General features: G+C 59.4%; 21 protein-coding genes. 14 read left to right on the forward strand and 7 right to left on the reverse strand.

Annotated elements, in window-relative coordinates:
* Positions 1–9: 9 nt before the first annotated feature.
* From ACMXYI_RS17550 to ACMXYI_RS17560, 3 genes are all read left to right on the forward strand, one after another.
* Positions 10–609 carry an NADPH-dependent F420 reductase gene (locus ACMXYI_RS17550; protein ID WP_415768304.1) on the forward strand — a complete coding sequence of 200 codons (600 nt, stop codon included), beginning with the start codon at positions 10–12 and terminating at the stop codon, positions 607–609.
* Between the two features lie 83 nt (positions 610–692).
* A complete protein-coding gene (locus ACMXYI_RS17555) occupies positions 693–1121 on the forward strand; it encodes a nuclear transport factor 2 family protein (RefSeq protein ID WP_415768305.1) in 429 nt (142 codons plus the stop codon).
* A gap of 47 nt (positions 1122–1168) precedes the next feature.
* On the forward strand, positions 1169–1585 hold the full coding sequence (locus ACMXYI_RS17560; RefSeq protein WP_415768306.1) for a nuclear transport factor 2 family protein: 417 nt from the start codon (positions 1169–1171) through the stop codon (positions 1583–1585).
* A gap of 60 nt (positions 1586–1645) precedes the next feature.
* On the opposite strand, the gene ACMXYI_RS17565 is transcribed toward ACMXYI_RS17560, so the two are convergent.
* A complete protein-coding gene (locus ACMXYI_RS17565; protein ID WP_415768307.1) occupies positions 1646–2098 on the reverse strand; it encodes a winged helix-turn-helix transcriptional regulator in 453 nt (150 codons plus the stop codon).
* Positions 2099–2259: 161 nt separating this feature from the next.
* Between ACMXYI_RS17565 and ACMXYI_RS17570 the strand changes: the two genes are divergently transcribed.
* The 5 genes from ACMXYI_RS17570 (at position 2260) to ACMXYI_RS17590 (ending at position 5906) form a co-directional block, all read left to right on the forward strand.
* Positions 2260–2895: an NADPH-dependent F420 reductase gene (locus ACMXYI_RS17570; RefSeq protein WP_415768308.1), complete on the forward strand. Its 636-nt coding sequence runs from the start codon at positions 2260–2262 to the stop codon at positions 2893–2895.
* A 52-nt stretch (positions 2896–2947) separates the two neighbouring features.
* The gene (locus ACMXYI_RS17575; RefSeq protein WP_415768309.1) at positions 2948–3889 is read left to right on the forward strand and encodes an SDR family oxidoreductase; all 942 of its coding nucleotides are present in this window, start codon (positions 2948–2950) and stop codon (positions 3887–3889) included.
* Between the two features lie 73 nt (positions 3890–3962).
* Complete coding sequence (locus tag ACMXYI_RS17580) at positions 3963–4583, forward strand: NADPH-dependent F420 reductase (protein ID WP_415768310.1); 621 nt, start codon at positions 3963–3965, stop codon at positions 4581–4583.
* Between the two features lie 90 nt (positions 4584–4673).
* On the forward strand, positions 4674–5090 hold the full coding sequence (locus ACMXYI_RS17585) for a nuclear transport factor 2 family protein (RefSeq protein WP_415768311.1): 417 nt from the start codon (positions 4674–4676) through the stop codon (positions 5088–5090).
* Positions 5091–5327: 237 nt separating this feature from the next.
* Positions 5328–5906 carry an eCIS core domain-containing protein gene (locus tag ACMXYI_RS17590; protein ID WP_415768312.1) on the forward strand — a complete coding sequence of 193 codons (579 nt, stop codon included), beginning with the start codon at positions 5328–5330 and terminating at the stop codon, positions 5904–5906.
* Here the strand turns inward: ACMXYI_RS17590 and ACMXYI_RS17595 are convergent.
* From ACMXYI_RS17595 to ACMXYI_RS17615, 5 genes are all read right to left on the reverse strand, one after another.
* Positions 5875–6585 carry a class I SAM-dependent methyltransferase gene (locus tag ACMXYI_RS17595; protein WP_415773908.1) on the reverse strand — a complete coding sequence of 237 codons (711 nt, stop codon included), beginning with the start codon at positions 6583–6585 and terminating at the stop codon, positions 5875–5877. The genes ACMXYI_RS17590 and ACMXYI_RS17595 overlap by 32 nt on opposite strands.
* An 83-nt stretch (positions 6586–6668) precedes the next feature.
* Complete coding sequence (gene arsH, locus ACMXYI_RS17600) at positions 6669–7361, reverse strand: arsenical resistance protein ArsH (protein WP_415768313.1); 693 nt, start codon at positions 7359–7361, stop codon at positions 6669–6671.
* An 11-nt stretch (positions 7362–7372) separates the two neighbouring features.
* The gene (locus ACMXYI_RS17605; RefSeq protein WP_415768314.1) at positions 7373–7843 is read right to left on the reverse strand and encodes an arsenate reductase ArsC; all 471 of its coding nucleotides are present in this window, start codon (positions 7841–7843) and stop codon (positions 7373–7375) included.
* A 29-nt stretch (positions 7844–7872) separates the two neighbouring features.
* Positions 7873–9156: an arsenic transporter gene (locus ACMXYI_RS17610; RefSeq protein ID WP_415768315.1), complete on the reverse strand. Its 1284-nt coding sequence runs from the start codon at positions 9154–9156 to the stop codon at positions 7873–7875.
* 23 nt (positions 9157–9179) lie between these two features.
* Entirely contained in the window at positions 9180–9527 is a 348-nt protein-coding gene (locus ACMXYI_RS17615) for a metalloregulator ArsR/SmtB family transcription factor (RefSeq protein ID WP_415768316.1), read from the reverse strand.
* Positions 9528–9736: 209 nt separating this feature from the next.
* On the opposite strand from ACMXYI_RS17615, the gene ACMXYI_RS17620 reads away from it, so the two are divergent.
* The gene (locus tag ACMXYI_RS17620) at positions 9737–10309 is read left to right on the forward strand and encodes a hypothetical protein (protein WP_415768317.1); all 573 of its coding nucleotides are present in this window, start codon (positions 9737–9739) and stop codon (positions 10307–10309) included.
* Between the two features lie 52 nt (positions 10310–10361).
* Here the strand turns inward: ACMXYI_RS17620 and ACMXYI_RS17625 are convergent, their stop codons facing one another.
* The gene (locus ACMXYI_RS17625; RefSeq protein ID WP_415768319.1) at positions 10362–10661 is read right to left on the reverse strand and encodes a hypothetical protein; all 300 of its coding nucleotides are present in this window, start codon (positions 10659–10661) and stop codon (positions 10362–10364) included.
* A gap of 223 nt (positions 10662–10884) precedes the next feature.
* Between ACMXYI_RS17625 and ACMXYI_RS17630 the strand changes: the two genes are divergently transcribed.
* The 5 genes from ACMXYI_RS17630 to ACMXYI_RS17650 all read left to right on the forward strand — a co-directional run bounded on the left by ACMXYI_RS17630 (position 10885) and on the right by ACMXYI_RS17650 (position 18177).
* On the forward strand, positions 10885–11907 hold the full coding sequence (locus ACMXYI_RS17630; protein WP_415768320.1) for a helix-turn-helix transcriptional regulator: 1023 nt from the start codon (positions 10885–10887) through the stop codon (positions 11905–11907).
* Positions 11908–12231: 324 nt separating this feature from the next.
* A complete protein-coding gene (locus ACMXYI_RS17635; protein WP_415768321.1) occupies positions 12232–14100 on the forward strand; it encodes an amidohydrolase in 1869 nt (622 codons plus the stop codon).
* 18 nt (positions 14101–14118) lie between these two features.
* The gene (locus ACMXYI_RS17640; RefSeq protein ID WP_415768323.1) at positions 14119–15861 is read left to right on the forward strand and encodes an amidohydrolase; all 1743 of its coding nucleotides are present in this window, start codon (positions 14119–14121) and stop codon (positions 15859–15861) included.
* Positions 15862–15973: 112 nt separating this feature from the next.
* Positions 15974–16714, forward strand: coding sequence for a TorF family putative porin (locus ACMXYI_RS17645; protein WP_415768324.1), 741 nt, complete (start codon positions 15974–15976; stop codon positions 16712–16714).
* Between the two features lie 50 nt (positions 16715–16764).
* Positions 16765–18177, forward strand: coding sequence for a purine-cytosine permease family protein (locus ACMXYI_RS17650; protein WP_415768325.1), 1413 nt, complete (start codon positions 16765–16767; stop codon positions 18175–18177).
* Positions 18178–18255 lie beyond the last annotated feature (78 nt).

Below are 18255 nucleotides of genomic sequence, written 5' to 3' on the forward strand. Positions count from 1 at the left end.
GGAGAATATATGAGCTACGCAATTATCGGCTTTGGCAATATCGGCCAGGCGCTGGCCAAGGCATTTGCCCGCAACGGCATCGAAGTCTCCGTGGCAACGACGCGCGATCCGGAAAGCTTCGCACCCGCCGCGGCCGCGATCGGACCCACGATCATTCCCAAAACACTGGCGGAAGCGGTCAAGGCGGACATCGTCTTTTTGGCTATCCGTTTCGAGTCGCACCCGGATGTCGCTAAGGCGTTGCCGACCTGGAAGGGGAAGACCATCATCGATGTGACCAATGCCTACGGCGTGTCCCCTGAGGAACTGGGAGGAGAGCCTTCTTCCAGAGTCGTCGCGCAGGCCTTTACTGCTGGACGACTGGTCAAGGGCTTCAACCATTTGGGCGCCGGCGTCCTTGGCCAGGATCCGGCCGTACAGGGTGGCAGGAGAGTCGTGTTCCTGGCGAGCGACGATGACGGCGCCGCAGCGGAAGTGGGTGCGCTTGCAGAAAATCTAGGTTTCTCGCCGATCAAACTGGACGGGCTTTCGGAAGGTGGACTGCTTGTGCAGGCGCGCGGAAATACCTGGGGTCAACTGATCTTCAAGGACTTGGTCAAGTTCGACTGATGAATCGCGATCGCCAATTTTGAGGCGGTCCTGGCCACAACTTATGTGACCAGGTAAGTGCTCAATAATGAAGGAGAGGAATGATGATGCTTAATAATGAAAAAATAGTCAGAGAGCTCTGCGCCGCCGCGGAAGGGCAAGGAACGGATATCGAGAAGTTTGTTTCCATGTTCTCTGAGGAAGGATACATGTGGGATATGGCATCCGGCATGAAGTTTCGCGGGAAAGCCATTGGTGAGTCTATCGCGGGGATGGTCAGTGCGTTCCCCGATGTCCACCGTGAGATATTTAACATCCATGTCGCGGGAGACGTCGTCGTTGTCGAACTCGCGATTCGGGGAACGCACAAGGGTGATCTGCCTCTTGCTTCAGGGACACTGGCTCCCACGGGCAAGACGATAGATGTCCCGTCATGCGATGTTTTCCACCTCGAAGGCGGGAAGGTCAAATCTTTCCATTGCTACAACGAGGCTTCTGCGATGCAGCAACAACTTGGCCTCGTCCCCGGCTGAAAGACGGACACTACACGATCCTCTGTAAGAGTAATGGAGAAGTCTTTATGAGCATTCAAGAGAATATCCAGATTGTGAAGGACTTTTTTGCAGCAATGGGCGGCGGCGATAGGCAAGGTCTGCTGGCGTTGTCTGCCGAAGATATCGAGTGGATCATTCCGGGAGAAGGTTGGCCGCTGGCCGGCACGCACCGCGGGCACGCGGGATTGGCAGACCTGCTTCAGAAGGCTTCCGCAGAGATGGAAGTTTCCTCCCCGCAGCCCCCCGAGTTCGTGGCGCAGGGAGACCGGGTTCTGGTAGTCGGTTTTGCTACGGGGAAAGTCAAAGCCACGAACAGGACGTTTGAGGATTATTTTGTCTTCGCCATCACTGTTCGCAATGGCAAGCTGACGAACATCCGAGAGTATGTCGACACGCAAGCACTGGCGCGGGCCTCAGAGATGGGCTCAAGCCCTCGGACCTGAGTCATCGGAACCGATACCAACTCATTTGCGCGCCGTGACAGGGCGCGTTTGCCGCCTTGTTCATCCCCCGCTCTCAGGAAAGATGCACCCGCCATTGCGGACCAGCGCCTTCACTTCCTCGCTCACCTGCATGGGGTTTTGACTTAATCGAGCAACTAAATCCTCGTGGCGCCGCACGTACGACTTCGAATCATGCTTCGCGCTCCAGAGCACAATGTTGATCACAATTGGAATGAGGTCCAGGCCCTTCTCGGTCAATGTGTAGAAGTCCTTGCGCCTGTCGTCGGGGCTGGGCGCCTTCGAGAGAACGCCTTGCTCCTCAAGAAAGGCAAGTCGGGAAGCAAGAACATTGGTCGCGATTCCCTCTTCCGATTTCAGAAACTGGCCATACGTCTTCTTTCCAACAAAAACGATGTCGCGAATGATCAAGAGCGACCACCGGTCGCCGAAAATCTCCACGCCGTAGTTCACCGCGCAATGGGATCGAAAGTCTTCTTTAAGAGTTGTCTTCATGGCTGGATCTTAGCATCGCTTGCATGTCGCAAGTAAAACTCCATAGTTCACTTGCGTTTTGCAAGTAAAGCGACCAGCATGGATCGCACGTTGAATGAGTTCGCCGGATCGCACCAGCAGCCTTGGAATGATCAACCCCCATATTTGCAAGGAAACTGCGCATGAGCACTATCAGCATTATCGGCTCAGGTGACATGGCCGCAGCGATCGGCGGTCTTGCCGCCAAAGCCGGACACACCGTCGAAGTGATGAGTCGTGACACCGCCAAGGCGGGGGCGCTGGCCGAGCAGATCGGAGCCGGCGCCACGACAGGAACGTTCGGCGCAGCCCCCGCCGGGGATATTGTCATCCTGGCGGTTCCCTTCTCAGCCGTTCTCGACGTGGTGAAGCAGTACGGCGAAGAATTGGCAGGCAAGCTTCTTGTCGACATCACCAACCCCGTCGCCCCCGACTTCACAAGCTTTGTGACCCCTGAGGACAGTTTCGGCGCACAGGAGATCGCCAAAGCCGCCCCTGCCGACGCCGAAGTCGTCAAGGCGTTCAACACCCACTTCTCCCACGTCCTGGCCGACAGTCCTGTCGAGGGCCACCCGCTGGACGTGTTCATCGCCGGGGACGGCGCGCTGGCGAAAGCACGCGTCTCGGCGTTCATCGAGAGCCTCGGACTGCGCCCGATGGACGCTGGGCCGCTGCTCATGGCGCGAACGCTGGAGCATGCCTGCCTGCTGTCGCTGGGCCTCATCGCCCACTCCGTCAAGCACACCAACTTCTCAATCGGGGTCAGCCTTCTCGGCTGAGTGCACCCGTAGCACCACTTCTCGCATCACATCACTCACAAGGAGCATTAACATGCGCGTTTTCGTCACTGGAGGGACCGGCCATTCCGGTCCGTATATCATTTCCGACCTCATTGCAGCCGGTCACGAGGTCACTGCGCTTGCCCGGTCGGACAAGTCCGCAGAGGCGGTGTCTGCGCTTGGCGCCAAGGTGCGTCGCGGCGACCTCGATGATCTCGACGGGTTAAAAGCGGCGGCAGCGGATTCCGACGGTGTCATTCACGTCGCGCACAGGCAAGACCTGCTTCCCACCGGAGGCCTCGACGCGGTGGCTGCCGCGGAGCAGGCGATCATGCTCGCATACGGCGAGGCACTGAAGGGGACTGGAAAGCCGCTGGTCACGTCTGGGAGCATCGGCTCGCCGGGTTGGGAACATCTCGGCCGTCCAGCAACCGAGGAGGATCCCACCCTCTCTGGCGGCGAGAAGTTCAAGGGCACCTTGCGAGTTCGTAACATCGTCGAAACGACCGTACTCGGTCTCGCCAAGCAAGGCGTGCGGTCCTCGGTCGTGCGGATTCCTACCATCATGCACAGCACCACCGACAACGCCGGCTTCCTCCCGATACTGATCGGACTTGCGAAGGAGAAGGGCGTCGTAGGCTATCCCGGTGACGGCAAGAACAACTGGTCGGCCGTGCACGCCCGCGACCTCGCCGCCGTGTTCCGTTTGGCACTGGAGAAGGGCCCTGCCGGCAAAAATTGGCACGCGGTTGCCGACGAGGCTATTTCGTTCCGCGAGATCGCCGAGGCCATTGGCAGCCGTCTGGGCGTGCCGGCCGTGAGCATTCCCGCAGACGTACTGATGCTGCCGGGATACTTTGGGTTCCTCGCGAATCTGGTCACGCTGGACCTCCCGGCGTCCAACCTCATCACCCGCCAGACCCTCGGCTGGGAGCCTGCTCAGCCCGGCCTGCTCGAGGACCTGGACAACGGCCATTACTTCCCTGCCGACTGAGTTCAGTTGAGCAGGCAGCCGGGTCGCAACTGGCCCGCAACGAGAAATACTCTAATTCACGAGGAGACTGCACATGAGCACTATCAGCATCATCGGCTCAGGAGGCATGGCTGCGGCGATCGCCGGTCGTACCGCCAAAGCTGGATACACCGTTGAGGTGGTCAGCCGCGACCCCGCCAAGGCGCAGGCGCTGGTCGATAAACTCGCAGCCGGCGCGATCACAGGGACGTACGGGGACACTCCGACCGGCGACATCGTCATCCTCGCCGTGCCGTACACCGGTGCGGCGTCGGTGGTGGCCGATTACGGGGACGCGCTCGACGGCAAGGTGATCATCGACATCACCAACACGGCCTCTCCGGACCTCACGGGCCTCGTCTGTCCCGCCGGAAGTTCTGGTGCGCAGGAGATCGCCAGGATCGCCCCCGCCAGCGCGCACATCGTGAAGGCATTCAACACCCTCTTCGGCCACGTCCTTGCCAAGGGAGGCCCCCTCGACGCGTTCATCGCCGCCGACGATCCGCAGGCCAAGGCGCGCGTCTCGACGTTCATCGAGAGTCTCGGGCTGCGTCCGTTGGATGTCGGTGGCCTGCACATGGCCCAGACGCTCGAGGCGCTCGGCCTGATGATGATCGGCCTGGCCAAAAACGGCGCCGGCACTTGGGACATCGCCTTGAACGTCGATATCGGCTGAATCACCGACACCACGCCCCTCACCGGCAGGTCAACAAGGTATCTGATTAGAACGGACGCGATCAGATGCGAGAGAAACGGAGATATTTCGATGAACACACAAAAGAATGTCCAGGTTGTTAAGGACTTCTTTACAGCAATGGGTCGCAGCGATAGGCGAGATCTACTGGCGCTGACTTCCGAAGATATTGAATGGATCATTCCGGGCGAGGACTGGCCGCTGGCTGGCACGCATCGCGGGCACGCGGGATTGGCAGATCTGCTTCAGAAGGCTTCCGAAAAGATGGAAACATCAGTCATGGAGTTCCACGAATACGTGGCGCAGGGAGACCGGGTTCTGGTCGTCGGTTTCGCCAGGGGGAGAATCAAAGCCACGAATAAAACGTGGGAGGACGATTGGGTCTTCGCCATTACTGTGCGAAATGGAAAACTGACGAACATCCGGGAGTATATCGATACGCAAGCACTGGCGCAGGCCTGCGAGATGGACGCGGGCTCCAGGCCCTGACCCATCGAGATCGATAACACACGAAACTATTCACAAAGTCAGCGAATACGTTTGAACAGCGACAAAGCCTTGCCGAAGCGCCAAGCTGAGGGGCATCGATCTTTCAGCACCATCGGTGCCAAGTTGTTCGTCGTGGATTAACTTTGGGGCGCTTGGTTCGGGACTACGCTAAAGCCATGCGGATCGTCGATCAATGGTGGCCCACTGTTCGCGCTGCGTCCGTCCCTGGAGCGCCCAATGTCGCCCATCACCACGCGCCTGGTGGCGCTGTTTGTTCTTTGCCTGACGCTTGAAGTGCCAGCCCAGACCAACGCCTGCCCACCTGGCGAGAAACAAGTGTGCCTGGACGGCTGCATCTGCCTGCCAGACCTGGTGCCTGATGGCATCTACCAGATCGCGGCACCTGCCCTGGCGCTGTGGCTGACCCAGGCCCGCGCTGAAGCAGCCAACGCCGGCATCCAACCCATTCCACCGCACATCCGGGAACAACTGCTGCGCTGGTACGACCCCAGCGTCCTCGACGCCGCGCGCTACAAAGTGAGCAACAACGGCCAATTCAGCGCCGCCAATGCCATGCTGCAAAACCCCGATGTCGGTGCCGTCACGCTGATCGACATCATCCTCTTCCGGGACGCTCAAGCCGCAGAACAGGACGTCGTGCTCTGGGCTCACGAATTAAAGCATGTGCAGCAGTATCAGGAATGGGGGGTAGAAGGATTTGCCCAGCGGTATACACAGGATTTCAATGCGGTGGAGGCGCCGGCTTATGCCATACAGGCTGAGGTCAGACGGTTGGTGCGGGAAGGGAATTACTGATGAGTAGCGAACCCCGCTGCTCGGCGACCAACAGCAATGACTGTGGCACAGGACTTTGCGGGTGCTGCGGCTCCTGCAGGGCGGCTAGCTGAAAACCGGCCATGTCCAGCGCATTGAGCCAACTGGACAAGGAGCGGAAATACCACGGCATGGGTTGCCATTGCCCCTTGAACCCGGCGAAGGTCTCTTCCCGCCAACCATCCTGATAGTCGCCCGCCGCCACGGTCCACGGATGCAGCGTCTGGATCACCAGCGCGCCGCCAGGGGCGAGCAGGGCGTTCATGGCGGCGAGCAGAGGGATGATGTCCTGGTGCAGCAGGGCGAAGTTGGCGCAGACAAGGTCGTAGTCGCGGCCGATGCCCACCTTCGCTTCCACCAACTCTTCATAGCTCGCCAAATGCACCCGCGAAGAGCCCGCCGCCCGCGCCGCCTCGACCAGCGTCGCATCGCCATCCACACCGACTGCCTCGATGCCCCGTTCAGCCAGCGCACGCAACAGCCAGCCCTCGCCGCAACCCAGGTCGAGCACGCGCTCGGGCTGGCGGCCCAGCACCGCCAGCAGGATTGCCTGGTCGGTGACCTTGAGGCGGCTTTCGATGGCGCCGGTGCGGATGGCTTCGATCCAGGGTTGGGCGTTGTGGTGCCAGCTTTGGAGAAGGGCGGATTCGGGGGCGGGCATATCGATGTCCGGAGTGGGTGGTTGGATGGAAGGATAGGACAAGTGCGGGTGGATCGCAGACGCTTTTGGCTTCATCCCAGCTTTCAAATCGACCGTTGATTCACCCGCTGAGTCAGTTCTTCCGCTGACTCCTTGCGTTCGGAGTAGCGATCAACCAGATCCGGGCGCTCGCGCAGCAGCAACGTGAACTTCACCAGTTCTTCCATGACGTCTACCACTCGGTCATACAGCGAGGATGGTTTCATGCGGTTGCCTTCGTCAAACTCCAGAAAAGCCTTCGGCACGGAGGATTGATTAGGGATCGTGAACATCCGCATCCAGCGTCCCAGCACGCGAAGCTGATTCACCACGTTAAAGGATTGGGAACCGCCGCTGACCTGCATGACCGCGAGCGTTTTCCCTTGGGTCGGGCGAACAGCGCCCAGGGCCAGCGGCACCCAGTCAATCTGGGCCTTGAATACGGCAGACATGGAGCCATGGCGCTCGGGTGAACACCAGACCTGTCCTTCAGACCATTGCATCAGCTCAAGCAATTCCTGAACTTTCGGGTGATCGCTGGGGGCGTCATCCGGTAGCGGTAGTCCCGATGGATTGAAGATCCGCGTCTCTGCACCGAAGTGTTCGAGCAGACGGGCCGCTTCTTCGACCAGCAGCCGACTGAATGACCGTGCGCGGGTTGACCCGTACAGCAACAGGATTCGTGGTTTGTGTCGGCCGTCGTCACTGGCAATGGACTGAATCAATGACGCGTCGAGATTAGGCAGTGAGTGGGTCATGGGGGGCTCCGTTACAGTGTGCTGATGCGGTCGAGTTCGCGTTTCAGAGCATCGCGATCAAGTTCGGCGAAGGGCAGGGCGAGGAACGCCCGGCAGCGAGTTTCGATGCGTGCAAGCGTCGAGTGGAATGCAGCGGCGACGGCCGCCTCATCACCCTTTACCTCTGATGGATCTTCCAATCCCCAATGGGCCTTAAGGGCCGGTCCGAAATAGACCGGGCAGGCTTCACCGGCGGCCTTGTCGCAGACGGTGATGACAATGTCCGGCGGGTTGGCCTCGAAGGCATCATTGCCTTTGCTGCTTAACCCGTCGATCGCAATCCCGGCCTCTTGCAACGTGGTCAGGCTGCGCGGCAGAACCTGCCCTTTGGGGAAGCTGCCGGCGCTGACCGCCTGGAAACCTTGCGGTGCGAGATGATTGAACATCGCTTCGGACAGAATGCTGCGACAGCTATTGGCGGTACACATGAACAGAACGCGCATGGCGACTCCTCTTTCCAGACGGGCAGGTGTTAAACGCCCAGGCGCAAGGCCAGGGCAGATAATGTGATGAACAGAATGGGCAGCGTCAGAACGACACCCACCTTGAAGTAATAACCCCAAGTGATGCGGATGCCCTTGCGTTCCAGAACATGCAACCAGAGCAGTGTTGCCAGGCTACCGATAGGCGTGATTTTCGGGCCCAGATCAGAGCCGATGACATTGGCGTAGATCATGGCCTCACGCACCACGCCGGTAGCGTCACTGGCCTGGATCGACAGCGCACCCACCAACACCGTAGGCATGTTGTTCATGCCGGATGACAGCAACGCCGTGAGAAAACCAGTCCCCAACGCGGCGCCCCACAGGCCGAAATCGGCAAAGTAGTTCAGGGCCACTGTCAGATAGGTTGTCAGGCCAGCGTTTTTCAGCCCATAAACGACCAGGTACATGCCCAGCGAAAAGGTCACGACCTGCCATGGCGCTTCACGCAACACACGTCGGGTTGAAATCACATGCCCACGCGCCGCAACGGCGAACAGCATCGCGGCACAGACCGCTGCAATGACACTGATCGGAATGCCCAGAGGCTCCAGCGCAAACAACCCAATCAGCAACAAACCCAGAACCATCCAGCCGACGCGAAACGTCAGCGGATCTCGCACGGCACGCCGTGGATCTTGTAGGTCATCCAGTGAATAGCGTTCGGGTATGTCGCGACGGAAAAACCAGTACAGCACGCCAAGAGTGGAGCCCACGGCAACAAAATTGACCGGGACCATGACCGAGGCGTATTCGCTGAAACCCAGGCCGAAGTAGTCGGCTGAAACGATATTGACAAGGTTCGACACCACCAGGGGCAGGCTGGCCGTGTCGGCAATGAAGCCTGCCGCCATGACAAACGCCAGGGTGGACGCGGGCGAAAAGCGTAATGCGAGCAGTATTGAAATTACGATAGGGGTCAGTATCAGTGCCGCACCGTCATTGGCAAACAGGGCGGAAACGGCTGCGCCCAGTAGCACCGTAAAAGCGAACAGGCGACGACCATCGCCCTTGGCCCAGCGTGCCACATGCAGGGCGGCCCACTGAAAGAAGCCCGCCTCATCAAGCAACAAGCTAATGATGATGACCGCGATAAACGTAGCGGTGGCGTTCCAGACAATGGCCCACACCAGCGGAATATCGTCCAGCGTCACGACACCTGCAATCAGTGCAAGAGCAGCCCCCAAGGAGGCGCTCCAGCCGACACCCAGTCCCTTGGGCTGCCAGATGACCAACACAATGGTGACGAGAAAAATGGCGAACGCAGTAAACATGAGCAGTCTCGACGGGTGATGGGTCAGCAGCAGGCGGCAGTGTTGATAGGGCGGTCGCCCATCACTTTGAGTCGAGTGCTGTTTTCCTCAAGCCAGTCGGCGTTGGCTTCCAGGGTCGTCTCAAGAATGGTGCGAACCCACTTTGGCAGTTCGGGGTTGAGCCGGTAGTAGACCCACTGACCCTGACGGCGGTCGAGAAGTAGACCGCATGCCCGGAGCTGGGCCAGGTGGCGAGATATTTTGGGCTGACTGTCGTTCAGGGCACAGACCAGTTCGCAGACGCATAACTCCCCCTCACGGGTGATCAGTAAGGTGGCCCGCGTGCGAGTTTCGTCAGACAGGCATTTGAATACGGCGGCAGGGTTCAGCATGGAGGGGCTTCAATACATGTGGTTGTCCGAATATACGGTTATCCATATGTATTGAGCAAGCCACAACAGATGGACGTCAGTAAGGCGACCTGTCGGAAGTGACTTTGCAAAGGGGCTCATCTTGAAAACGCAATTGCAAATTTGTATCATTCGTTTTCAATTCAGCGAAGCAGGGAACGCAGCGCCAAAACAATAATAAGGTCAAGGCAATGCTCAAAATGCTTCTCGTATACGGTCATCTGCTTGCTACGTGTATTGCCCTGGGGAGGGTGTTGCAGGCGGATCACAAGCTTTGGAGTTGGCGCAAGGAAATACCGGACCAGGCGAGGCTTGAGTACCTTGATGAAACTCAGAAGATCGTCTGCCTCGCACTGCTGGCCCTTTGGGCAAGCGGACTGTTGCTGGTGCTTCAGGGTTATCTCGATGAAGGCGACGCGTATCTGCTCAATCAGAAACTCTGGGCCAAGGTAACTGTCGTCGCGCTGCTTAGCCTCAACGGTGCATTGTTGCATCGAGTCGGCTTCCCGTTGCTGCAAAAGGCTCCATTCGTCGCACTGCGCAGTGCAGGCCGAACGCGGCTTGCCTTGTTGGGTGCGCTTTCCATGAGCGGTTGGTTATTCGCCGCTTTCCTGGGGGTGGCTAGAGCCTGGAACCACGTGTTGCCTTATCTACATGTGATGGGCGCATTCGCCGCGTTCTCGTTACTGGCTTGTTGCGTGGCACTTGCAGTCGCCGGCAGGGCGGGCAGTGTCGGTGCGCAAAAATCCTCGGTACCGGGGTAGCTATCAATAAGTGGTTGACCGCGAACCAAGCGGCCCGCTTCACTGCCCTCTATTAATTTTTGCACTCCGCCAACACCACTTTGCAGGTATCGGGCGTGCCACCGGATCGGCCGGCATAGCGTATGCAATTATCCAGGGATTTTTTGCGAGCCATGTTCAAGGTGGTGCCCCAAGCCAGGCCGCCCTCGCCGGCAGTGGGTAGCGCTTTTGCATAGCAGCTGTCGCCTATGCTTGAGGCCGAATAGCGAGCCGTCGCAGCTTTGCCTGCACATCCCGCTGCCAGCGCCAGGTTGATGGCGAGCAGGGAGGGCAGGATCCATGACGAGCATTGGCGTGCTGTTTTTCCGGTCATCCCATCTCCCCTGTATCAAGAGGCTAGAGGCATGTTTGTGGTCGTGCTTCATTCAGATTAGACGGTGTTGTGCCTGCCCCTGGGCCGGTTTAGCGGAATTAGCGCATTTGGGTCATTCTTGCAGACAGCCGGAGTAAACCGTACGACAGCGCTCGCTGGACGCCATAACCGCGCCTATGGCATCGTCAAAAAAATACGCCATGTAGTAAACAGGATGAGAACAATGGAGGAGGGTGATGAGGTCGGCGCCAAGGCGTCGATGGCCACGCTGACAGCGTTCAATCGCTGCGTGTTGCACCTGGGTCGGCTTGCTCGAGACCGCGGGGCATCCCAATTCATCGCAGACGGCTTGCAGGCCTTCCGCCAACTGGTGCCCTTCGCTTCGGCATGGTGGGGCGAGATGTCGACATCAGACGCCAGTACTCCTCCTCAAAGCTGGATGCACGGGCGGATCAATCTGCCTGAGTCGTTTGCCGTCGAATGGCACAAAGTGGCGGTCAGCGACAGATTTTCCCAGGAAACCTTAAGTCACCCCGGGGAAGTTGTGCGCGACAGTGGATTCACCGATCCCTGCGAAGAGGTGAACGATTTCGCACGGCGGCACGACCTCTACCACCTGATGTGCATCACGTTCGAGCTCCCTGAAAGCGGCTTGATGTTCTTCGTCTGTCTCTACCGTGGCCTTCATGCACCGGCTTTCAATGACAGCGAGGCCGGGTTGTTTTCAGCGTTCTGCGACCATCTGTTGCAGCTGTGGCGGTTTCAGGTGCAGGACATGATTCGCTGCGACACGGGCAACGGGGCGAGTGACTTCGGGGTCGTCCGGATGGACGGCAGTCTGCTGTATGTGGGCGCAAGTCTATGCGCCGCCATTCAGCGCGAGTTGCCCGGCTGGAGTGGTTCAATGCTTCCCGTTGATGTCATCGCGCAACTGCAAAAAGCGCCGTGTGTGATTCGCCTCGGTCGTTGTGCGCTGACGCTGAGTCCTAACGCCGAGCACGTCATCCTGTCACTCGAATCACAGTCGCGCGGGGCGGTGTTGGCGCCACGCGAGCGCACGGCTGCGATGCTGTTCGCCGCCGGTCATTCCTATAAGGAAATTGCCAAAATCCTTGCACTGAGTCCGGCCACAGTGCGCACCTATCTGCGCAACTGCTACTTGCAACTCGGCGTGAAGAGCAAAGTGGAGCTGGGTTCTGCCCTGCGTTCACCGACCTCGCTTGCGGAAACTACACGTCGTAATTAAGCGCAGCGCCTTAAGCCATAACGCATACCTTGTAGCAGCTGCCGAAGGCTGCGTTCGGCTGCGCAGCAGTCGTGAAGTCAGACTATGCGGTGTACCAGACTCACCGCGCACTTAGGGTTTACGACTGCTACGCAGCCGAACGCAGCCTTCGGCAGCTGCTACAAAGCATGCGTTGCTGCTCAACTGCCCGGTATTTGCCTTACCCCTCCTCATTTGTGGAGGTCCATCCGACCGCCGCGCTCTATAGGGTATGCCCTGCATATCAGGGGCTTGCGACCGTCCGTTCGGGCCACTTCCAAAACTATAAAAATAGAGGTGAGGCAGTTGAAACTTTCCAGGCTATTTATCGCCGTTGCCGCGACAACGGCATTTTCCTGTGTGGCGCTGGTGGGGTGTCAGACTCACGCTTCGACAGGCGCCGACATGGTCATGCGCAACGGCTATGTCTACACCGTCGACGGCAAGAATTCCGTGCAGCAGGCGATCGCCGTCACGGGCGGGAAGATCGTTTATGTCGGCAGCGATGCAGGGGTTTCCTCGTACATCGGCACGCAGACACAGCTGATCGATCTTGCCGGCCGCATGGTGATGCCGGGCTTCATCGATGCGCACATGCATCCGGGAGATGGCGGCCGCGCCATGACCTTGTGCGACCTGAAATACCAGACGATGACCCGCAAGGTTTTCCAGGAAACCATTCAGGCGTGCCTGGATGCCGACAAGGACAAGGGCCCCGATGTCTGGCTCGAAGTGGGCAGCTGGGACCGCATTGGCATGACCGGACTCGACGGCGACCCCGACAAATCGACACTGGACGCGCTCAAGACCAACCGTCCAATTCAAGTCCGTTCCACCGACTTCCATACGGTGCTGACCAACTCTCGCGGCCTGGCGGTCGCCGGCATCAACAAGCAAACGGCCAATCCTGGTGACGGCAAGTACATGCGCGACAGCGCCGGCAACCCGAACGGCATCTGCGAAGACGGAGCCGCCGAGGCCATGGCCGCCGTGGTGCCGCCCGCCACCGACGCAGAGAAACTCAATCAGACCCGCGCGGCGCTCGACGCCATGCGCCAGCAAGGCATCACCAGTTTCTTCGATGCCTTGTCGGGGCCGGAAAACGGCAAAGCGTTTACCACCCTGCAGCAGTCGGGTGAGCTGACGGCCCGGGCCTTGCTGGCGATCAAACTCGACCCTGCGGCCGCCACGGCAGACCCGGCGAAGACCATCGCCGACGCCAAGGCGTTGGCTGATACCTACGATCAGGGCGAAGCAAAAGTAGCGCCGGGCGTGAGCATGCGCCACGTCAAATTGTTCATGGACGGCATCATCAACGCGCCGGCGGACACGGGTGCAATGTTGACGCCATACCTGCGCAATGCCGGCACCGATACGGCGCCGAAGTGGACACCCGGCAAGAACACCGGTGAGCTTTACTTCCCGCCGCAAGTGCTCAACCCGCTGCTGCTGAAAGCCGTTCAGGCCGGCCTCGATCCGCACCTTCATGCCACCGGAGACCGCGCGGTGCGTGACTCACTGAACGGTATCGAATACGTGCGCCAGCAATTGCCTGGCAATGGCTTCCGCCCGGCCATTACTCACAACGAGTCGGTGGACCCTGCCGACTATGCGCGCTTCAAGGCGCTCGACGTGACTGCGAACATGTCCTTCCAGTGGGCCCAGCAAGCGCCGTCCACGGTTGACGGCACCAACGAACATCTGGGGGCTGCACGATTTGCCCGTATGGAGCCATCGGGCAGCATCGCCCGTGCCGGCGGCCGTGTGGCGTATGGCAGCGACTGGCCCGTCGATCCGCTTGACGAGTTCCTCGCGCTGAAGATCGGTGTCACCCGCTCAGGCGATCCGCTGAACCCACACAGCTACGGCCCCAAGTATGCGGGCAGGCTGAATGCCGACCCGGCGCTGTCGCGCACTGAAGTGCTGCGCACCATCACCATTAACGCTGCCGAGCAGCTGAAACTGGACGCTGTTGTCGGTTCGGTTGAGGTGGGCAAGTTCGCCGACTTGATCGTTCTGGACAAGAACTTCATGCAGGTCCCCGAGGAGGAATTGGCTCGAAATAACGTGCTGCTGACGGTCGTGGGCGGCCAGGTCGTGTGGGCCAAGGCGCCGTTCGTTGGCCTTGATCCGAAGGCGTTGTCCCAGGCATCAGCCGCCCGTCCTGCCCAATAAAAACAAGAGAGTGTTCCGATGCAGCGATTTATTCCAAACCTGTTGGCCGCAGCCCTGGCTTTTTCTTCGGTGCAAGCCATGGCCGCCGCTGATCTTGTGTTGTTCAACGGCAAGGTCTTCACCGCCGAACCCGGTCAGGAACTGGTCCAGGCGGTGGCCGTGCAAGACGGCAAGATTCTCAAAGTGGGCAGTAATGCCGAGATCAACGCCCTGGGCGACACCCGCACGCAACGGATCGATCTGGCGGGCAAGGTGCTGATGCCGGGAATGATTGATACCCACAGTCACCCGGTGGTGGCGGCCTTCAACAGCATGGGTGCCAACCTGCTGGATGAAGTCAAACCGTTGCCGGAGCTTGAACAGTGGATCATCGAACAGGATCAGGCGGGCATTGCTCGTGCCGGTGACGTGATCAGCATCGCCGGGGTGAGTTCGGCCTATTGGGAGAAGAGCCGTGAGCTGGGCCAGCGCTTCAATCAGGGACGCTGGGCGGATCAACCGGTGGTCCTCAGCGGGATCGACGGGCACACCGGCTGGGCCAACAACGCCATGCTCAAGCGCCTGAAAATCGACGCGACACTGGTAAAAGGCCTGTCGGAACAGGACCGCAGCTTTGTGGGTCACGACGGGGATTTCACCCCCAATGGTTATTTTGCCGAGTCTCGCTGGGACCAGGTACGCAGCCAGATCCCCGCGCCCAGCGACGAGATCATGTTGAAAGCCGCCCGCGAGGCGGTGAAGGTCAATAATCAATACGGCGTCACCGCCTGGATGGACGCGGCGGCGAATGCCGGCAGTGGCGATTCGCTGTTCGATTTCAAGGCAACCGAGCAGAGTTACGGCGTGCTGCCGCTTTACCGCGAACTGGCGGAGAAGGGCGAGCTCAATGCCCACGTCGCCGCGCTGCTGTTGGCCAACCCGAAAAGCCGACCGGCCGACCTGGAAGTGCTGGCCAAGGTCATGAAGAAATTCGAGGGTGTGCCCAACCTGAGTTTTCCTGGCATCAAGGTATTCGCTGACGGCGTTCTCGAGTTTCCGGGGCAGACTGCAGCGGTCATCGTTCCTTTCAAGAACAGCCATAAAAACGGTCAACTGCTGATCGACCCCGCGCACTTCGGTGAGTTGGTCGTGGCAGCGGAAAAGCGCGACTGGATCGTGCACATGCATGCGGTCGGCGACCGTGCGGTGCGTGAATCACTCAATGGTTTTGCCTATGCGCGCAAACTCAACCCGACACCGGTGGCCCATAGCATCAGCCACCTGCAACTGGTCAACCCGAAAGAGTTTGCGCGCTTCAAGCAGCTTGGCGTGATCGCTTCCATGCAATTGCTGTGGGCCACCGGCGAGAGCTACACCGTCGAACTCGTCAAACCCTATATCAGCGCGTTTGCTTACGGTTATCAGTATCCCGCCAAGTCCTTGCATAACGCAGGTGCGGTCATCGCCGGAGGCAGTGACTGGCCGGTGTCCAGCCCCAATCCATGGAACGCCATCGCTCAGGCCAGCACACGCAAAGGGCCGCTGGGTGTGTTGAATGCCAAGGAAAGCATCGATCGCCAGACCATGTTCTACGCCTACACGCTCAATGCCGCCAAGGCCCTGCGCCTGGAGCAGCAGATTGGTTCGCTGACACCCGGCAAACAGGCCGATCTGATCATCCTCGACCGCGATGTCTTCAAGGTCAGCGATGAAGAACTGTTCGACACCAAGGTCCTGAAGACTTTCTTCGCCGGCAAAGAGGTCTACGCGCCCGCGTCCTGACCCTCCGTTCACCCGCACCACGCAACAGACGCCTGGCTCCTCGTACGACGAGGGGCTCGGCATCGCCATGCCTGAAATTACCCGCACCTCCATATAAAAATAAGAGACTTGTATGAACGCACGCTCAGTATTGACCCTTGCCACGCTTGTATTGGCACCCCTGACCACCCAGGCACTGCCACTCAACGATGACTTCAGCCTGGACATGACCCTGGGAGTCTTCAGCGACTACCGCACCCGTGGCATTTCGCAAACCCTGGGGGATCCGGCGGCTCAGGCCGGCGCCACGCTGATGCACAGCAGCGGCCTGTACGTTGGCGCCTGGACCTCGAATGTCGATTTCGGCGGCGAGTTCAAGACGCGGCAGGAACTCGAGTATTACGCGGGCTACTACTGGCAGGCGACCGAGGCCATCAGTCTCGATCTGGGGTACATCAAGTACGACTACCCGAAAGAGGGCCAATTCAACCTGAGTGAGGTCTACGCCGTCCTTGACGTTTATGGCGTGAAGCTCGGCGCTTACTACTCAAAAGATACGCCGAACTTCTTTGGCGAAGACCAGGACACCCTCTACACCTACCTCAGCTACAAAATCGAATTGCCGGCCGAGATCGGCCTGGACCTGCGCGTGGGTCGCAACGATGTCAAGGATCCGGCTTTCTGGTCCGCCAGCGGCGAAAGCCGTGAGGTCTACAGCGAGTGGGAAGCCAAGTTGACCCGTGATTTCGTGGGCGTGACCTGGGGCCTTAGCTACATTGATACCGACCTGTCGAAAAGCGAATGCACGAGCTGGTACGGCTATGGTGATTTGTGCTCCGCCACGGTGGTTGCCAGTGCCAGCAAGGCGTTCTAAGCGTTCGGGCCCACCCCATAAAAACAAGCGCCTCAAAGGAAAACACCGTAATGACCAAGGTCAGCGATAGTCAGCAGCGAAGTCCCCTGATCGAGACACGTTCGATCGATTACATTCCCGAGGCCGAGCGTCATGGCAGCCTCTACAGCCAGTTCACCCTGTGGCTCGGCGCCAACCTGCAGATCACGGCGATCGTCACCGGCGCCCTGGCCGTGGTGCTGGGCGGCGATGTGTTCTGGTCGCTCATCGGCTTGCTGATCGGCCAGGTGCTCGGCGGCGCAGTGGTTGCCCTGCACGCGGCACAAGGACCGAAGCTCGGCCTGCCGCAGATGATCTCCAGTCGTGTGCAGTTCGGGGTCTATGGGGCGGCCATCCCGATTGTGCTGGTGTGCCTGATGTACCTCGGTTTCAGCGCCACCGGTGCGGTGTTGTCGGGGCAGGCGATTGCCCAATTGATCCATGTCAGCGACAGCGCCGGCATCCTGATTTTCGCCTCCTGCATCGCATTTCTGACGATCTTCGGTTACCGGGTCATCCACCTGGTCGGCCGGGTGGCCAGCGTGCTGGGCATCATCGCCTTCGTCTATCTGTTTACCCGGTTGATGACCCTCAACGATATCGGCCTGTTGCTGGAAAACCGTCACTTCGGCTGGAGTACGTTCCTGCTGGCGGTGTCGTTATCCGCGTCCTGGCAGATCGCCTTTGGCCCTTATGTGGCCGACTACTCACGCTACCTGCCGAGCAAGACCTCCTCGTGGAAGACGTTTACTGCCGTCGGGTTTGGAACGGTGCTTGGCGCCCAGGCGTCCATGGTGCTGGGGGTGTTTGCAGCGGCGTTGGCCGGTGCGAACTTCCGCGGTCACGAGGTGGCGACCATCGTCGGGTTGGGCAGTACCGGTGTGATGGCGTCCCTGCTGTACTTGAGCGTGGTGTTCGGCAAGGTCACAGTGTCCACGCTCAACGCTTATGGCAGCTTCATGTGCGTGGCCACCATCATCAGTGGTTTTCGCAGCCGTCTGGAGATTTCCGCCCGCCAGCGCATGGTGTTTGTGTTGGTGATTGTCGCGGCATCTACCACGCTCGCGCTGTTGGGGCAGTACTCGTTTCTCAACACTTTCAAGTACTTCATCCTGTTTTTGCTGACCTTCTTCACACCGTGGAGCGCGATCAATCTGGTGGATTACTACTTCATCAACAAAGAGCGCTATGACATCCCGGCGTTGTCCGACCCGGCGGGCCGTTATGGCCGCTGGAACATGCGCGGGATCAGCGTGTATGTCGTGGGCGTGTTGATCCAGTTGCCCTTCGTCGATACGCACTTCTACTCCGGGCCGATGGTCGCGCAGCTCGGCGGTGTCGATATTTCCTGGATCGTTGGTCTGGTGGTGCCGGGTATTCTTTATTACGGGCTGGCCAGGACATCAATGCCGGCGGTGGCCCTGAGCGGAACTGAAAGGCCTTAAGGAGGAAATCGGAAATTTGGGTGAGCCCAAAAAGATCGCAGCCTGCGTACGCCATCCCTTGTAGGAGCTACCGCAGGC

It is taken from the genome of Pseudomonas lyxosi, from assembly GCF_047758685.1.
Lineage (GTDB): Bacteria > Pseudomonadota > Gammaproteobacteria > Pseudomonadales > Pseudomonadaceae > Aquipseudomonas > Aquipseudomonas lyxosi.

What these genes read in the sequence shown, in the direction of transcription:
- ACMXYI_RS17575 (WP_415768309.1), top strand. Translation starts at nt 2,948, where the DNA reads ATGCGCGTTTTCGTCACTGGAGGGACCGGCCATTCCGGTCCGTATATC.
- ACMXYI_RS17555 (WP_415768305.1), top strand. Translation starts at nt 693, where the DNA reads ATGATGCTTAATAATGAAAAAATAGTCAGAGAGCTCTGCGCCGCCGCG.
- ACMXYI_RS17595 (WP_415773908.1), bottom strand. Translation starts at nt 6,585, where the DNA reads ATGCCCGCCCCCGAATCCGCCCTTCTCCAAAGCTGGCACCACAACGCC.
- ACMXYI_RS17620 (WP_415768317.1), top strand. Translation starts at nt 9,737, where the DNA reads ATGCTCAAAATGCTTCTCGTATACGGTCATCTGCTTGCTACGTGTATT.
- ACMXYI_RS17630 (WP_415768320.1), top strand. Translation starts at nt 10,885, where the DNA reads ATGGAGGAGGGTGATGAGGTCGGCGCCAAGGCGTCGATGGCCACGCTG.
- ACMXYI_RS17565 (WP_415768307.1), bottom strand. Translation starts at nt 2,098, where the DNA reads ATGAAGACAACTCTTAAAGAAGACTTTCGATCCCATTGCGCGGTGAAC.
- ACMXYI_RS17590 (WP_415768312.1), top strand. Translation starts at nt 5,328, where the DNA reads ATGTCGCCCATCACCACGCGCCTGGTGGCGCTGTTTGTTCTTTGCCTG.
- ACMXYI_RS17550 (WP_415768304.1), top strand. Translation starts at nt 10, where the DNA reads ATGAGCTACGCAATTATCGGCTTTGGCAATATCGGCCAGGCGCTGGCC.
- ACMXYI_RS17640 (WP_415768323.1), top strand. Translation starts at nt 14,119, where the DNA reads ATGCAGCGATTTATTCCAAACCTGTTGGCCGCAGCCCTGGCTTTTTCT.
- arsH (WP_415768313.1), bottom strand. Translation starts at nt 7,361, where the DNA reads ATGACCCACTCACTGCCTAATCTCGACGCGTCATTGATTCAGTCCATT.
- ACMXYI_RS17570 (WP_415768308.1), top strand. Translation starts at nt 2,260, where the DNA reads ATGAGCACTATCAGCATTATCGGCTCAGGTGACATGGCCGCAGCGATC.
- ACMXYI_RS17580 (WP_415768310.1), top strand. Translation starts at nt 3,963, where the DNA reads ATGAGCACTATCAGCATCATCGGCTCAGGAGGCATGGCTGCGGCGATC.
- ACMXYI_RS17650 (WP_415768325.1), top strand. Translation starts at nt 16,765, where the DNA reads ATGACCAAGGTCAGCGATAGTCAGCAGCGAAGTCCCCTGATCGAGACA.
- ACMXYI_RS17625 (WP_415768319.1), bottom strand. Translation starts at nt 10,661, where the DNA reads ATGACCGGAAAAACAGCACGCCAATGCTCGTCATGGATCCTGCCCTCC.
- ACMXYI_RS17605 (WP_415768314.1), bottom strand. Translation starts at nt 7,843, where the DNA reads ATGCGCGTTCTGTTCATGTGTACCGCCAATAGCTGTCGCAGCATTCTG.
- ACMXYI_RS17560 (WP_415768306.1), top strand. Translation starts at nt 1,169, where the DNA reads ATGAGCATTCAAGAGAATATCCAGATTGTGAAGGACTTTTTTGCAGCA.
- ACMXYI_RS17585 (WP_415768311.1), top strand. Translation starts at nt 4,674, where the DNA reads ATGAACACACAAAAGAATGTCCAGGTTGTTAAGGACTTCTTTACAGCA.
- ACMXYI_RS17645 (WP_415768324.1), top strand. Translation starts at nt 15,974, where the DNA reads ATGAACGCACGCTCAGTATTGACCCTTGCCACGCTTGTATTGGCACCC.
- ACMXYI_RS17615 (WP_415768316.1), bottom strand. Translation starts at nt 9,527, where the DNA reads ATGCTGAACCCTGCCGCCGTATTCAAATGCCTGTCTGACGAAACTCGC.
- ACMXYI_RS17610 (WP_415768315.1), bottom strand. Translation starts at nt 9,156, where the DNA reads ATGTTTACTGCGTTCGCCATTTTTCTCGTCACCATTGTGTTGGTCATC.